Here is a 16,293-nt window from a genome sequence, read left to right as displayed (position 1 = left end):
TGATTGTTAACGACTTAACTCGGTGTGTTGTTGTGCGCTTTTCAGAAAGTTTGTCCACAAAGGTCAGCTACACTTTACCAAATCTACTTGACATATGTTAAGAAATTACGAAGGAATCAGTTCGACGTGGGTGGGCTTAAACATACCTGAGTCCAGCCTGCCACTAGCAGTCTGCAGCCAACAGGTAGCTGGTACTAATTCCCCTAAACTGGTAAAGCCTGAACCGGCCAATAAGCAGCTATTAACGTTGCTTATTGGCCGGTTCAGGCTTAATTCAGTCGACTTAATTCGCCTTCAGCACCTTTACGGTTCTGGTCTGCGTAGGGGTGCTCACCCGCAGCAGGAGGAACCCCGTCGCCTGCTGACCGATGTAGAGCCGGTGCTGCTCTACCGGCCGGTGCTGCTCGATGGAACGGTTTCCCACGGTTTTACCGTTGGTGTCGGTCAGGTGTAGCTGTAGGGATTGCCCGCCAGCGCCCCGTACTTCTACCGTTATTTCCGGGCCGCTTACCGGATTACTCAGGAGCGTCACTTGCAGCGGTGCTTCCGTAACTTCCGCCGACCCGATGCGGGCACCACTGCCCGGCTCCTGACCCCAAATCCGTTGACCCGCCAGATAGATTACCACCCGATTGTTCTCTACAGAACCACTTCCGGCTACGGTCGAGTAATCGTTGCTCTTGTTGAAATCCGTCCAGTCATCCTTGGCAATCCGGTATTGAACGTCGCCGGTGTTACTGGCCGGATAAAGTGCCCCCATGCTGGTGTTGAAGCTCAGTTCCAGGTAGGCATCCGCGTTGGCTTGTGCCGGGTCCAGCTTGACAAACCGGCCCGTGACATTCGAATTACCGACGAGCGCATAGTCGAGGTAGAACCGGAGCTTATCCGGATTGGCATCGGCCGTCAGGTAGTACCGAACCTTGATGTCCTGATAGTTCACCGGTACATTACCCTCGTTGCGAACCTGCAAATAGGTGTTGATGGTGTTGGCACCAACTGGGCGATTATCGGTATAGACCTTTACCTGCTGCTGAGTCGCCACCTCGGCGGGTTCCGTTCCCCAGGCCAGTATTCCATTGAGGTAGCCCGTTATATGCTCGTTCGCCACCAGCATCGGTGCGTTGGCATAGGAGTAGTCGTCGGCTTCATTGACGGTGGTGTTGTTCTGCTTGGCAATACCCGTCTGGATCTCGCCCGAATTACCACCGGGGGCCAACTGACCCGCCGACTCCTCGAAGCGGTATTCGATGTAGCCCCAGGCTCCCTGTCGGGGTTTGTCCAGCGCTACATACCGCATCTTGACGTTGCTGTTGCCAAGCTGCGCGTAATAGACCGACAGGTTGGACAGCGGGGCAAAATTCTCCACTGTCAGCCAGTAACGGAGCGTAAGCTGGCTATACACCAGCGGTGCATCGCCCTCGTTGACGATCTGAAACGTCGGCTTAATCACGTTGTTGCCTGCGTTGTTGTCGACATCCTTGTGCAGCACCCGTACTTTCGCCGAAGGAGCCGCCAGCACGGTAAAGTTCCGGACGCTGGAGGTAACCGCCAGGCTGTCATTGTCGGTCGCTTTTGCCGTTAACGTGTACGTACCGGCTGATACGTTGGTTAAGGTAAAAGCGTAGGGCGATGTGTTAGCCGCGCCAAGGAGCGTGGTGCCGTTATAAAATTCCACTTTTTTCACCGATCCGTCCGGGTCGCTGGCCGTGGCCGTTAGCGCAACAGAAGTGCCCGCCGTGAACGTGGCACTTTCAGGGGACGAAGTCAGACTAACGGTCGGAGCCGTATTCACACGTATGCCAGTCGTTGACCCCGACTTGATGGTTGCCGACCAGTCGCTGGCCCACAGGTTGACCGACCAGATGCCGCCCGTAATGGGAACTGCGTTGGCCGGAACGGTGATGCTGACAGCTTGCGTGCCAGAACCTATAGCAACCTGTACATTTTTAGAAGCAATTTTTTGCCACTGGGCATTGAACAGGTATACGTCGATGATGCGCGTTTTAGTCGCTACATAATTAACATTGACCGTGTACGTTTGGCCCGGATTCACCACCAGGGGCGGTTTGTTGAACGAAACAGCATCCTGCGCCGTAGCCGTTCCCACGGTTACCGACACCGGCGAAGACGTTGCCGTGGCACTGGTGTTGTCGGTAACTTTGGCCGTCAGCACGTACGCACCAGCCGGCACGTTCGTCCACGCGAATGTGTAGGGGCTGGCGGTTGCCGAACCAAGCAGGGTGGTGCCGTTATAAAACTCGACTTTACTCACACTGCCGCTACTGGCACTGGCCGAGGCCGTCAGGGTAAGGGTAGCCGGGGCCGTAAACGTGGCGTTGGTAGCCGGGCTGGTGAGGGCCACGGTGGGCAGGGCGTTGACCGACCGAACGATGACATTATCGAAACGGGCCGGACAGTAGAACGAGTACAGGCCAATTTTACCACCCGCAAAATCGGTTGTACTGACGTTGGTAAATACCGTGTTGCCGTTGATTTTAACCGTCGTTGTGCTGCCGTTGTTGGTGATCGAAATGGCATGGATGGCCCCCGTGCCGCCCCCGGTAAACGTAGTCGAGGCAATTGTGGTTAATACGCCATTCACCTTTTTTTTCAACTCCACTGTTTTTGACTTTGAGTTGAAGACCACGATGTAATAGTTATTGGTGTTCTGGTAGTTGAACACAACCCCGATGTTATTATCCCAACTGGCCGTCGCGTCCACAGAATACGAGTAGTTGGTAAACGAAGCGCCGTTGTAGAACGACGTAAATTCGCCGTTGGTGTTGGTACTTTCGTAGCGCTGGTTTGCGGCCGTCCACGTACCTCCGTTGGCAACCCAGCCGACAGCCGTGTTGGTATTGTAATCCTCCGCATAGAGCACATCGGACCCCAGGCCGTCGACCGTGATCTTGACCGCATCGGAGACTTTGGTAACGCCGGTATTGTCGGTGGCCCGGGCAGTAACGAAATAGACACCCAAGGGTACGTTCGTCCACAGGAAGGTATACGGAGCCGCCGTTGAGGTGCCGACCAGCGCCGTTCCGCTGAAAAAATCGACTTTGGTGATCGTGCCGTCGGGGTCACTGGCGGTAGCGGTCAGGTTGATGTTCGAACCCGGTGCGTAGCGGGTATTATTAAGCAACGAGTCGATTTTACAAACCGGTGCCTGACTGGTCGGGTCGTTGGCATTACCCCAGAACTCTACCTCACTGATGTTGCCGTAGGCGGTACTCGGTGATAGAAAACGGTAATACCGGTATAGACCTGGGTTGGTAAAGCGGGCCGTGGTATGGAACCCCTCGATGGGCGTCTGACTAAATGTGTACAGGTCAACCGGGCTGGCAAAGTCGGGCGAGTTGGAGCCCTGTATCTTACCGTTCACAATCCGCAGCGCCCAGGCCGTCCGGGGCACAATTCGTGCTTTTCTGACCGTTTTTGCGACGCCCATGTCGATGCCTACCCACTGGCCGGAGGCCGTAGCGCCATCAAAATAGGTGGTAAGATCACCGTCGAGTGCTTTGGCAAAGGTCTTGCCGTTGTTTTCGTAGGAGCCTGGTGAGCCGATACCCGTACCGGTGAATTTGACGTACCCATCCGTCGACTTGACCGTCACCGTATCGATGGCTGAAGAGGTGGTGGCAAACAGGTCGTCGGCGGCCACGGCTTTGAAGGCGTAGGTTCCCTCGTCCACATTCGTCATGCTATACTGGAACGGAGCCGTGGTGGCTTCACCAACTTTTGTCGAACCGTTGTAGAACTCCACTTTGGTCACGCTGCCGTCTGAATCACTGGCTGTAGCGGTCAGATTGATGGTGGCCGGTGCGTTAAACGTCGCGCTCTGAGCCGGCGATGTCAACGTAACGGTGGGTGCCACGTTGTCCGGCGTGTTGTTCAAAACCGGCACCAGTGCCTCGAACCAGGCGTTGGCGTCTTTGGTAGCGCCCTGCTTGCTCAGGTGCAGATCATCGAAGAAATCACCGGGATCCCAGGTGGCCAGCATCTTCTGGTAGATGTCGGCCAGAAAGATGTTGTCGGTCGCGCTGGCGTTGGCAATTTCGCGAATCTTGGCGTTGAGTGCCCCCAGACTCTGGTCATTGGGATTGCTGCCCCAGTTCTTATCCCACTTGACCGGCTCGATGGTGCCCAGGACCAACCGAACGCCCGGCTTGAGTTGCAGAATCTTATTGACCAAATCCTGGTAGCGCTGCGGAGCCGATTCCCGGTAGCCGGGTACGTGGATGTTGTCTCCGAACATATCGTTGACGCCAATAGCCAGCAGCACAATGTCCGGATTAGCCTGGGGCAGGTAATTCTGGATATGCTCAAAAAGTCCGGTCGTTTCGCAGGTCGGGCAAAATTTGTTGATGTCGGGACCGATGGTGTAGCCTCCCCGACCGGCGTGGTCCTTGTCGTTGGGGAGGGTGTCGCCCTCGGCAAGATTCTGACGGTCGCCCACGTAGTCGATTTTGTAGCCATTGCGGATCAGCCGGGTACGCAGGAAACCCCGCCAGCTGCTTTGGGCGTTTCCACCCCCACCACCTTCGGTTTTGGAATCGCCCAGGGGCATGATCCTGAACGTTTTGGCGGGCGAAAAATCAGGGGCGGCTGGTGCCCGGCGGTTGGTCAGGTCGCTGACGGGCCCACCACCCGGATTGCCCTGGGTGTTGTTGGTGATGACGTACAGGCTTTTAAACAGTATCCTGATGTCGCTGGTCCATTCATTACTGCCCAGACTCCCATTAATGCTGTAGCCGTAGCGTTGCTTGAACTCATTCGCTACTGAGCCATCCGGGCCGGTTTCGGTAATAAAGGCGTAGAAATCCCCTGCGGTGTTATCGACCGTGTAAGCGCCGTAGTCGCGCATGGCGCGGGCCAGAATCAGACCGGCCTCTGTTTTCAGGCCCAGGCTGTTGTCGCTCACGCTGTTGAGCACCACATCTTTGTTCAGCGCCAGCAGTGCCCCGATCTTCATTTCAGGGTTCGTGCCGCCGTAGTAGTTATAGGCCGTCGGATCGTTATAGCCGCCATCCTGATTGGTGGCTGGCCAGCGGTATCCGCCCAACGCATCTTTATAAAAGTTTTCTTTCCCAAATAGATTGATCTTAATCGCGTGTCGGATTTGTCCGGACGAGAATTCACCCACGCGGATGGTGCCGCCGATGGCTGACAGATGGCTGCCGCCATGCGCCCCTTCGATACATTCCCCGGTAAGCACACAGCCATTGGGGGCCCACTTATACAAGGCGGTGGCTACGTCGGTACCACATTTGGCAAACGGCTGAGCCTGCCAGATTTTACCGTCTGGCTGTAAGATCGAAACCCCGGCATTGGGGGTGTTACCTGACCAAACGGTTTTATCGTAGATGTAATCAGTTGGAATGGGGGCCGAAAACAAGGTAGGGCCTTCCACCGGGCAACGGTCCTTGTTCGACCAGCCTGCGTAGTTGGTTTCCACCTTCATCAGGGGTGCGCCGGGCCGCAGAATGATAATGTCTTCATCGGCATCAAAGTAGCTCGCATCCTGAATACCAGCGGGCGCATAGACCGCATTGTTGTGGATGGGAATGTTCCAGATGGACGTTTTGGCGAAGGGCCACTTGAGCGGATCGCGTTGGGCGAGGGCGGAGTTACTGAGCATAGCAAGCCCGGCAACGACCGCAAACATCGTTTTTCTCATCGTTGAATATGAATAAAGGAAAAGGGTGAACTAAATAGCAAGTAGATCAGCGTAGGATAAAGGAAGATTGAACAGCGTGCTTGTGGTTTACTAAAAAGCACGCTGTTCACGGGTACATCCAGCACTTACCAGCCTGAATTTTGCTTAAGGGCAGGGTTCAGGGCTATTTCATTGATGGGAAGCGGCCATAAATAATCCTTTGCCGGATCGAACTTGCGGAAGGTAGCAGCCTGAACCAGAATGTAGTTATCGGGGGTCAACTGAGGGGTGGCGACGGAGCCGAACTCACTTCTAAAGAAGTAGTTGCCGATTACCGGTTTAGGCAGTTCGACTTCGGCGGTTTTCCACCGGATCAGGTCCCAGTAACGGAAGCCTTCCTGTGCCAGTTCCACCCGGCGCTCCCGGCGCAGCTCGTCGCGCATGGTCAGGCCGTTAACCTTGATAAATGCCTCCGATAGTTTAGGTAACCCTCCCCGCTGCCGCAGCCGATTGACCGACAGATCCAGATCGGTATCGCTGATGCTGTTATTCAACTCATACGTGGCCTCGGCGTAGATCAAAAGGACTTCCGCATACCGCAGCAGGGGGCGGTCGACCAGTGAGGTCTGGGTGTTCCAGTCATCGAGGTTAGCGGTTTTACGGAAGGTGAAGCCCGTTCGCTGTCGGGATAAATCAGCTACATCGTAGATCGGCTTGGTCACCATGTAACTGTCGCCTGCTTTCAGAAACGTGGCATTCATCCGCTCGTCGCGGTTTTGAAACACTTCGATCGACCGTTGGGGTGTTTTATACAGGGGCGACTTGGTGATGGGCAACCCATCCTTCATCAGGTACGCATCCGCCAGGGCCTTCGTTGGCGTCAGCGTACCCCCTTCAAGCGCACTTCGGTAGTAATTGTGGGTACTTACCTGTTCGGTGGGCGATACCCCGTATGGCCGTACCAGTACGTTCTCCCGGTTTTGCCGACCTTTGCCCGCCAACTGGAACAAATCGAAATAGCTGCCGCTGAACAGATCATGTTGCTTGCTGTCAATAACTGATTTCGATGCATCCAGGGCGGCTTGCAGGTGCGTTGCAGGGTTGCCATAGCTATGAAATTTAGACCTTGTCCCCTCAAACAGCGCTACCCGGGCTTTAAACGCCAGCGCTGCGGTATTGCTGATGCGGCCGTAGTCCGCATTGCCCAGCGCCGTGGGTGTGGGCAATTTCTGAGCCGCAAAATCAAGGTCCTGATAAATCTGGGCAATCACCTCGCTACGGGTGTTGGCCGGTGCCTGTAATTCGGGTGAATTGTCGTCGAGTGTTTTCAGAATAAGCGGTACACCTCCGTAGCGTTGGAACAGGTTGTAATAGCCCCAGGCTCGAAAAAACCGGGCCTCTGCCAAGTACCGGTCAATCACTGCTGTGGAGGTAGTCGAAGCGGCCCTGGACGCTTTTTCGACGATGTTGTTGGCCACCCGGATCAGGTTGTAGTTATTGTTATAACTCCCGTCCGTAGCCGGGGCCAGGCGCGAACCGTCGCTGATGCTATTGGCCGACGATCCGAAAGCATCGTCGGACCAGACGTCGTCGGTAGCCCAGCCAGGCAGAAATGTGTACAGATAGTTAGCCGCTGATCTGAGATCGGCTTCCGAGCGCCAGAACGTCTGGTCGCTGATGGAGGTTTCGGGTAGGCGGTCAATTTCGCAGGCAGGCAAAGCCGCCATCATGGTCAACGCCAGACCGATAGATTTAAATATGGATTTCATGAAATGAACCTGTTTTGAGCACAAACGGCGGTTAGAAAGAAAGATTTAAGCCAACCGAAGCGGTCGAAAAGAAAGGGTAGTCGTTCTCAACCCCATCACGCATTTCCGGATCATAATAACCCTGGAACTTGCCTAAACCGGAGATGGTAAGCAGATCCTGCCCCGAAAAGAAGAAGCGAGCCTGGCTGACACCAATTTTCTGCGTCAGGGTGGTGGGAAGCGTATAGCCAAATTGCAGGTTTTTTAACCGCATGTAACTGGCATTCATCACCCATTTGTCGGAGGACACATAGTTGTGTGTTGCCGCCACGAACGGTCGGGGGAAAAGCGCATTGGGGTTTTCGGGCGTCCAGTAATCGCTGTGAATAGCCAGCGGCTGTTTCCAGGTAACCATCAGTGGCGCAACGGATTCCTGCGTTGGTAAATAGTTGCGTTTGCCTACGCCTTGCACAAAGACGGTCAGGTCAAAACCTTTCCACTGGGCGCTCAACGTTACCCCAAAGAGGTAGCGCGGCTGGGTACTGCCTACCAGGATTAGGTCACCATGGTCGGCTGCCGTGCCTTTTCCCCAGGTCAGACGACCATCGCCGTTCTGATCCACGTACTTGACATCACCCGCACCCGCCCGGTTGTCCTGGAAAGCCGAGGATTTTACTTCATCGGCGGTCTGGAAATAACCGGCCGTCTGATACCCCCAGATCGTGTTGATCGGGTAACCCTCAATCAGGTTATTGGTGCCGGCCGATACGACGGTGCGACCCGAATAGCTCTGCAACCGGTTCTGGTTATCGGAAAAGTTAACCGCCACTGAGTAGTTGAAGTCTTTACCAATGCGGTCGCGAAAGCGAACTTCGGTTTCCCAGCCCCACGATTTGAGCTCGCCATTATTTTTGCGGGGCGTACTGATGCCAATGGTGCCGGGCAACTGCTGCGGAGTGAGCATATTACGGTTATACTTGACGTAGTAGTCGCCGGTGAACTGCAACCGGTTCTCAAAGAAGCCCAGATCAATCCCGCCATTGGTCGTTTCGATGGTTTCCCACGACAGGCTCGACGAAGGAAGCGACCCCTGAAAGACGTACGTCGTGCGCGAGTTGCCCAGGACCAGGTTCGAATTCCGACTGAGCTGATTCAGGAAGTCATAGTTACCGATGTTCGTACCGAGGGCGCCCCCCAGACGGCCCCAGGAACCCCGTAGCTTAAACTCGGAAACGAAGGACAGGGCGTTGCCAAACCAGCTTTCGCGGTGCATGTTCCAGCCTGCTGATGCCGACGGGAAAACCTTACGGCGTAAGCCGGGTGCCAGACGGGAGCTTTCGTCCTGCCGCAGGGTAGCCTCAATCAGGTACTTGTCGGCATAATTATAATTAAAGCGGCCAAAAACCGACTGAAACGCATTGGTTTGCACGTCCTGTGTGGCCACCTTCGTCTTATCATCACCCAGATTCAGGGTCGGCAGGTCGTTGCTGACCAGGTTGGAGGCACTGGCGTAGGCGGATTGGTAGCGAAATTCTTCCCACTGATAGCCCGCAAAGAAACCAAAGTTGTGATTTCCCCCGACTTTAAAGTCATAGTTAGCCAGTAACTGAATGTTGGTGTTTTTCGTCAGTTCATTGCTCACCTGGTAGGAGTTGACCGGATTAACGTAAGAGGTGATGCGTGATTTAGCCCACAAGGGTATGGTTCGGTTAAATATTTCGCGGTAAGCAGGTCGATACTGCGTTCCGGCTATGGCCCGCAGGTTTAAGCCTTTTACAAAATTGGCGGCCTGCAAGGTAACGACCCCGTCAAAGAAATTGCGGTTGTAGTTATTGTACCCACCCGCTTCTTGCAAAGGCAGGGCCAGCGATCCCGATCCGATTCCGTTGTAGCGTCCCTCCGGCGTTAAAAAAGGATTTCGGTTGCGCCAGCGTAACGCATAGTTCAACAAACCATAACTCCCGTTGGCATCGGCCGAAGCCCGTCGGGTTTGCTCCAGGGTATACGAAAGCCGGGTGTCGAGGGAGATGTGTTTCGTTAGCTGAGCGCCCAGGTTGACCCGCAGGTTGTAGCGTTTCATATTGTCAGGACCTACTTTAAAAACGCCCTGCTTTTCATAATAACCTCCCGAGATTAGGAAGTTAATTTTGTCTGTGCCACCACGTGCCGTCAGGTTATGTGTCCGCATGGAGGTATACTTGCGCAGAATCTGATCGGCCAGCGGCTGCTGGTTGTAGTACAGATAAGAACCTGTGTCGGCGGGGTTCACCACGTAAGGAACATTGTCGCGGATGCGTTGCAGGTCATCGTTGGTGTATTCCGGCGCACTTCCTGAATTCTGGCGCGCCAGATTGGAATAGAGAGCTTCATCGAGCAGGCTCATCCGATCGGGAAGGTTGATGGCCCAATCAACACCATACTGCGCCAGGTAGTCGAAGGTCACTTTGCCCGATTTGCCCTTTTTGGTGGTAATCAGGATAACCCCACCGGCCGCCTGAGCGCCGTAGATCGCAGCGGCAGCAGCATCTTTCAGCACACTGATGCTTTCGACATCGTTGGGGTTCATGGTGGTCATGGTTGAAATAGGCACGCTAACTCCGTCCAGAATCACGAGCGGATTTACATTCCCGTTGGCGGAAGTCACCCCCCGAATCTGGAGATTCACCGTTTCATTACCCGGTTGTCCGCTCTGGCGCGTGATGTTCAGACCCGGCGTTACGCCCTGCAAGGCATTGGCCAGGCTGGTAGAGGGCCGGTTCTGAAGGGATTTAGCATCAACGGTCGAAACGGCCCCGGTCAGATTGACCTTCCTCTGGGTGCCATAGCCCACCACCACCACTTCGTCCAGCGACTTGTCGTCTTGCTGTATGGACACATCGATTACTGAACGACTGCCCACCACAATTTCCTGGCGGGTGTAGCCGATAAAGCTCACAACCAGGGTCGGGTTGTTGCCCGATACGTTAAGCCGGTAGCGGCCGTCATTGTCGGTGGTCGTGCCCAAAGTGGTGCCTTTTAACACGATGCTCACACCCGGCAGGGGCTCGTTTTTATCAGCCGAAGTAATCCGGCCGGATACGGTTTGGGCCAAAGCCGCGTTGGTCAGTCCCAGCACCATCAGGAGGCCAATCATGAGCCTGTTCGAAAAATGCCTGTAGAACGGAGGTATTCGTTTAGTCATACTAAAAATTGATTAAGGATTAAAAAATAGAAACATGAGAAAAACAACCACAACCAGCAGAAGACCCGCGAGCAGGTATTCGATCCAGACAAGATTGGAGAACCGATTCGATGAACGGAAGCGAACCAAGGCTCGACGGAAAGGAAGCATAAACCACTAGTAACTGAAAAGCTTTATATTTTATGTCGGAATTGGTCAACAAAAGTCGGAGAAGTGCAGCATTTGGGCGTTCACCGGGTTTGCAAACTGTTGTCTCCAGTTTGCAACTCGGGCCTTTCGGGCACCTTTTCTTACTATTTTTTTAGGAAGAAATGCAGGATAATCGTTAAACCTTCAATACAAGTGACCAACACACTGTTTAGATTCGTATCCGGGCGATAGGCCCGGTTCACGCTGGTTTTTTGAATAAGAATGGTTTACCGGTAGAAATGGAAATGTTTGTCTTTTATAAAGGATAGGTATCAAGCAATTAATAGTTAATTCAGCTCATTATGGTTGCCTTGTCGCTCACCCTTCGGCAATACCGTTTACTTTTCGTCAGTCTGATCTTAGGGGTAATGGGTTGGAGCATCCGGGTCAAGGCTCAGGATCGACTGGTTCATTTCGAGCGCCTTGGTCCCCCTCAGGGGCTAACCCACAGTACGGTTCGGTCCATCTATCAGGATCGACAGGGTTTTCTCTGGATCGCTACCCGCGACGGGCTTAACCGCTACGACGGCCAATCGTTTCGTACCTTCCGCCATCGTCACGGCGAACCGAATAGTCTTCGGGGGGGCGATGTGGTGGCTTTGGGGGAGGATTTGGCCAGCCACCTCTGGGTGGGTACGTATTCGCGGGGTCTACAGCGGCTCAACCCCGACGGGCGCACGTTCACGCATATTGAACGAACCACCGCCGGGATTGACGTCAGTCAGTGGAGTATCTCCTGCCTGGCGACCGACCGGCAAGGACGTGTCTGGGCCGGAACCCTGGGCAGCGGCTGGCTGGTTGTCGATACGAAAACCAATCAGGCAAGCCGGTTTCTGTTGCCCAAATCAGCAGGAGCGGCCAATGTGGTAACCTGCGCCCTAACCGACCGGGATGGTAGTCTGTGGTTTGGTATGGATGATGGACTCCTGGTTCGGTTCAGCCCCGCCGGTCAGTTGGCTAACACCTATCGCTTGCCTGTTGCGGCCCAACAGTCGGGTATGCCGAAGCGGATAACGGCGATTTTTCGCACGCAGTCGGGGCAACTACTGCTGGCCTCCCGTAACCAGGGGCTTTATACGTTGGATGAGCGTAGCGGCCAAATAGCCAGGCTCTATGGGGAGGTCAATTCGGAACGAAGTGACAACATGATTACCGCCATCACCGAAGACAAAAACCATGCGATCTGGATTGGCACCGACGACGGTATCCGACGCTTTTCTCCAGACCAGCCGTCTCCAGTGCAAATCCTGCGGGCAGACCCGAACGATGAGTCTAGCTTATCGACCCATGCGGTTCAGTCGTTGCTGACCGACCGGCGGGGTAACGTATGGGTGGGTACCTGGGAAGGTGGCCTGAATGTATGGTATGCCGACCCGCCCCGGCTCGAAGTCATTAGTCAGCGCCCCATTGGACCCCGCCGACTGTTAACCCCCAAAGTCTCGGCTGTAACCACCGATACCGCCGGAAACCTGTGGGTGGGGTCCGTGCGCGGGCTACTGCGTATACCGAATGACAGTCGACCGGTTGAAGCCGTACCCATTCCAGCTGCGTTTGGCACCCATGACGTCTACCGAATGTTTACCGACCGGAGCGGACATCTATATGTTAGCCTCTGGAAAGGTGGAGTCGGTCTGTACGATGCTCAGAAGGGTCTTAAACGCCTGACGCTACCCGGCCCTCCCGATCGGCACGTGGCCGCGTTTGCGCACAAGCGAGCGGGAGGAGTCTGGATGATTCGGAGCGACCAGCACCTATTTGCCTTTACTCCCGGGCAAAACCGGATCGATACATTGGGTCCCATTCATCGCATTCTGCACGTACCACCCTTTATCACGTTCACCTGTTTGTGGGAGGACGATCAGGATCGGCTCTGGTTCGGCACCTACGACCAAGGGCTGATTGTCTGGGACCGGCGAAGCGGGCATATTCGGCAGATTACGGCCCAAACCAGTGGTCTCAGCGAAAATCACATTACCTGCCTGTTCGAAGATTCGGCGGGTGACCTGTGGGTGGGTACGAATGGCGCCGGCGTTAATCGCAGGCGGCCCGGAAGCGAAACGTTTACTACATACACCAAGCAAAACGGCTTATCGGGTGATATGATTGCGGCCATGGAAGAGGATAGCCACGGCAACCTTTGGATCAGTACGACCGAAGGTCTCACGCGCCTGAACCGTTCGAGCGGCCGGATGGCTGTTTATGGCGAGACCGATGGCTTACCGACCCGTGAATTTGTCAATCCCGGCAGTGTTCGGCTACCCAATGGCGACCTTGCTTTTGCCAGCACGCAGGGATTGGTGTTGGTGCATCCCGACCAGTTTTCCAAACCGCTGCCGCCCCCCCGGGCTTATTTGGCCGACTTAGCCCTGTTCAACAAACCGGTAGAGGTCGGTGGAGCCGATTCCCCCCTTGCAGCAGAACTCGCCCAGACAACCGAACTCACTCTGACTCCCCGGCAAACCGTCTTTACGCTGGGATTTGGCGCTTTGTGCTGGGGCCAGAACCGCCACGTCCGCTATGCCTACAAACTGGATGAATTTGACCCGAACTGGCGCTACACCGATACCGAGAAAAACACGACCTATACCAACTTATCGCCCGGTAGTTATCGGTTTCGGCTCAAGGCCGCCCAGACTGACCAGCCCTGGGGGCCCGAACAGCACCTGCTTATCACTGTGCAGCCGCCCTGGTTCAAGACCAAATGGGCTATATTCCTGTACATCGCCCTGTTAGCAGGAATCGTAGTGCTGATCCGGCATATTATCCGGGTGCAGGAAAAGCTCAGGGCTGACGTGAAGATTCAGGAGATGCGCACCCAAGCCATCCGGCAGCTCGACGAGGCTAAGACCAGTTTTTTCACGAACGTATCCCACGAGTTTAAAACGCCCCTAACCCTGATTCTAACCCCGTTGGAGAAGCTACTGGCCGAGGAATTGCCGCCAGCGGACCGCTTACAACACCAGTTCCGGGTGATGCACCGCAACGCCAACCGGCTGCTTCGGTTAATCAATCAGTTGCTGGATCTCTCGAAGCTTGAGAATGGTGCCTTGAAACCGCAAATCAGGCTTAACAACCTCTTGCAGCACATTGAATTCATTGTGCGCTCCTTCGATGAAATGACTCAGGCCAAGGGCATATCACTTAGAACTCAACTGGACCCGGCGCTACGCAGCGTTTGGTCCGATCTGGATTTCACGGAGAAGATTGTTACGAATCTGCTGTCGAATTCGGTGAAGCATACCCCAGACGGGGGGCAAATAGCCTTGACGGGCCACTTGCAGGATGATCAGCTACTCCTGACGGTCACCGATACCGGTATCGGCATGTCGACTGAAGAGCAGTCGCGTATTTTTGAGCGCTTTTATCAGGGGCAAACCAACAAATCGTCGGGTACGGGTATTGGTCTTTCGTTAACGCGGGAACTGGTTGAGATGCTTGGAGGTAGTATTGACGTAGCAAGCACGCCCGGTTCAGGCAGTTCGTTCACGGTATGCATACCTGTCCGGGCCGACGCTTTTGAGGCTGGCTGGCTGGTTGATGAAGAGATCAATGCGCCTGTCCTGCTGGCGGATCAGGTAACGCCCGATTTGCCAGCAGGGCAGGCTGTTGACCAGACGCAGGTGCTGCTGATTGCCGAAGATGATTCGGACCTGAACGCCTACCTGACCGATCTCTTTAGAGCCAGTTTTCGGGTTTTGTCGGCTACCAACGGTGAGCAGGCGCTGCAATTAGCCCGAAAGCACATTCCCGACGCTATCATTACCGACTGGATCATGCCGGAGCTGGAAGGCCCCGAGCTATGCCGCCTGCTGAAAACCGACGAAAAGACGAGCCATATTCCGATCATTTTATTGACCTCGAAAGCAAGTATGGCCAGTCAGTTGGCCGGTTTGGATGTGGGTGCCGACGACTACGTCACCAAGCCCTTCAGTGCCACCCTGTTGCGGGGCCGTCTGCAAAGCCTCCTGGCCAATCGGCTGCGGCTGCGGCAGGCTTTTGGTCAGGAGGTATGGCTGCGTCCCAGCGATGTCAAGTTGTCAAATGTGGACGAGGCATTTCTAAAGCGGGCCACGGCCTGCATCGAAGAGCATATCGATGATGCCAACTTTGATATCGAGCAGTTGCAGGAGTCGCTGAATATGAGCCAGATGCAGCTCTACCGCAAACTCAAAAGCCTGACCAACCTGGCGGGGCGGGACTTCATCCGCTACATCCGGTTACAGCGGGCGGCCCAGTTATTGGAAACAGGTCAGGTGACGGTTTCGGAAGCGGGTTACCGGGTTGGCTTCAACGACCGGAGCTACTTCAGCCGGGCCTTCAAAAAGCAGTTTGGCCACGCGCCGACGGAGCACCTGCCGACGAACGATAAAGCTTGATTTTGCAGGCAGACACGTTGGGTTTGCTCACTTCTTTCCTCTCATTGGAAGCTTAAGGTCCGAATTCAGGGTCAAAAGCTAAATTCCCAGCCGACGTGAGCGGTTGCCAAGAATATGTTTTGGCGCGTAGATCGTTCCCTGCCGTTGACCAGTAATTTATCCGTGCCAGCTACCGGCACTTGCAGGCCCGTCCACGGAAGGACATAGAGGCCCAGTTTGCGAAACGGAAACCATTGAAAGCCGACCTGAGGAGTTATAACCAGGTGGTTGGCAGTGCCCAACGTAGTGCCCTGCTGCTGGTAGTTGAACTGGTTCCATTGTAACCGCACGCAGGGCTGTAGACCGCCCCGTGCCCTGCCGAACCGAAACTGGTATTGGGTTTCTACGCCTAACCCTCGCTACAGTACCTGCCAGTTTGCTTTCGGAAAGTCAGGCGTTAACAAAAGCGTCCGGGCATAGCTACCCGTCCACGTACCCGTGTAGCGTAGCAGGCCAAAGCGCCAGCGGGGTGCGGAGGCCAGCCGAAAATTCAGGTTGGCATCAGACGCGGGGCCGTTGCCGACCGTACCGACCCAGAACGCCGGGTCGCTTTCAACGGAAATGTGGGTACGTTCAGCCGACCGGCGGACGGTGGTCGGGCGAAACGAGGTATAGTCTGCCGATTGGGAGAGGGGCTGTGCCCAGCCCGAACTATGGAGCAATGCCCAGACAGACAACAAAAATGCAGTTCGCATCAGTAGTAAGTGTATGATGATCAAAAAATGAGTTGGCTGATTTCGGCTGGCTACTCATGTGATAGCCAGTTTTGCCGGGTTTTGAGGAGCCTTACCCGTGAATCGGCTGGCTTGCTCCATCGACCAAGCCACGGCGTATAAAAACGCGCGGGGAACTTTAGAGGGCAGCTTCAGGCCCAAATCGGGGAAATGCTGGCTGGTCAGGGCTATGGTGTCCCGTAGCGTCATGCTCCGCTCATTGGCCAAAATATAGCGGTGTCCATTGATGCCACGCCGGATCGCTGCATAGCAGCCAGCCGCTAGGTCGTTGACATCGACCCAGTTGAGTGTAAACGAGGTCTCGATGGGCACCTGTTTGTCGTAAATAGTCTTCAGGATTCCAAAAGACTCGTTGAGCACAAAGGCTTCC

General features: G+C 54.9%; 6 protein-coding genes. 1 reads left to right on the top strand and 5 read right to left on the bottom strand.

Annotated features, from left to right (window positions below; translation table 11 throughout):
- Nucleotides 1-283: 283 nt before the first annotated feature.
- The 3 genes from ACS5NO_RS14590 to ACS5NO_RS14580 form a co-directional block, all read right to left on the bottom strand.
- A complete protein-coding gene (locus tag ACS5NO_RS14590) occupies nucleotides 284-5,677 on the bottom strand; it encodes a cellulose binding domain-containing protein (RefSeq protein ID WP_439415834.1) in 5,394 nt (1,797 codons plus the stop codon).
- Nucleotides 5,678-5,802: 125 nt separating this feature from the next.
- A complete protein-coding gene (locus tag ACS5NO_RS14585) occupies nucleotides 5,803-7,425 on the bottom strand; it encodes a RagB/SusD family nutrient uptake outer membrane protein (protein ID WP_439415833.1) in 1,623 nt (540 codons plus the stop codon).
- Nucleotides 7,426-7,456: 31 nt separating this feature from the next.
- Nucleotides 7,457-10,537 carry a SusC/RagA family TonB-linked outer membrane protein gene (locus ACS5NO_RS14580; RefSeq protein ID WP_439415832.1) on the bottom strand — a complete coding sequence of 1,027 codons (3,081 nt, stop codon included), beginning with the start codon at nucleotides 10,535-10,537 and terminating at the stop codon, nucleotides 7,457-7,459.
- A gap of 539 nt (nucleotides 10,538-11,076) precedes the next feature.
- Here ACS5NO_RS14580 and ACS5NO_RS14575 point away from each other — a divergent pair.
- Nucleotides 11,077-15,150, top strand: a complete 4,074-nt coding sequence (locus ACS5NO_RS14575) for a two-component regulator propeller domain-containing protein (RefSeq protein WP_439415831.1) — start codon at nucleotides 11,077-11,079, stop codon at nucleotides 15,148-15,150.
- 398 nt (nucleotides 15,151-15,548) lie between these two features.
- Here ACS5NO_RS14575 and ACS5NO_RS14570 read toward each other — a convergent pair whose 3' ends face one another.
- Nucleotides 15,549-15,884: a hypothetical protein gene (locus ACS5NO_RS14570; RefSeq protein WP_439415830.1), complete on the bottom strand. Its 336-nt coding sequence runs from the start codon at nucleotides 15,882-15,884 to the stop codon at nucleotides 15,549-15,551.
- 54 nt (nucleotides 15,885-15,938) lie between these two features.
- Nucleotides 15,939-16,283, bottom strand: coding sequence for a Rossmann-fold NAD(P)-binding domain-containing protein (locus ACS5NO_RS14565; protein ID WP_439415829.1), 345 nt, complete (start codon nucleotides 16,281-16,283; stop codon nucleotides 15,939-15,941).
- Nucleotides 16,284-16,293: the final 10 nt, after the last annotated feature.

This window comes from Larkinella fluvii (assembly GCF_051857545.1).
Lineage (GTDB): Bacteria > Bacteroidota > Bacteroidia > Cytophagales > Spirosomataceae > Larkinella.
This window is presented reverse-complemented; position numbering and strand designations above follow the sequence as displayed.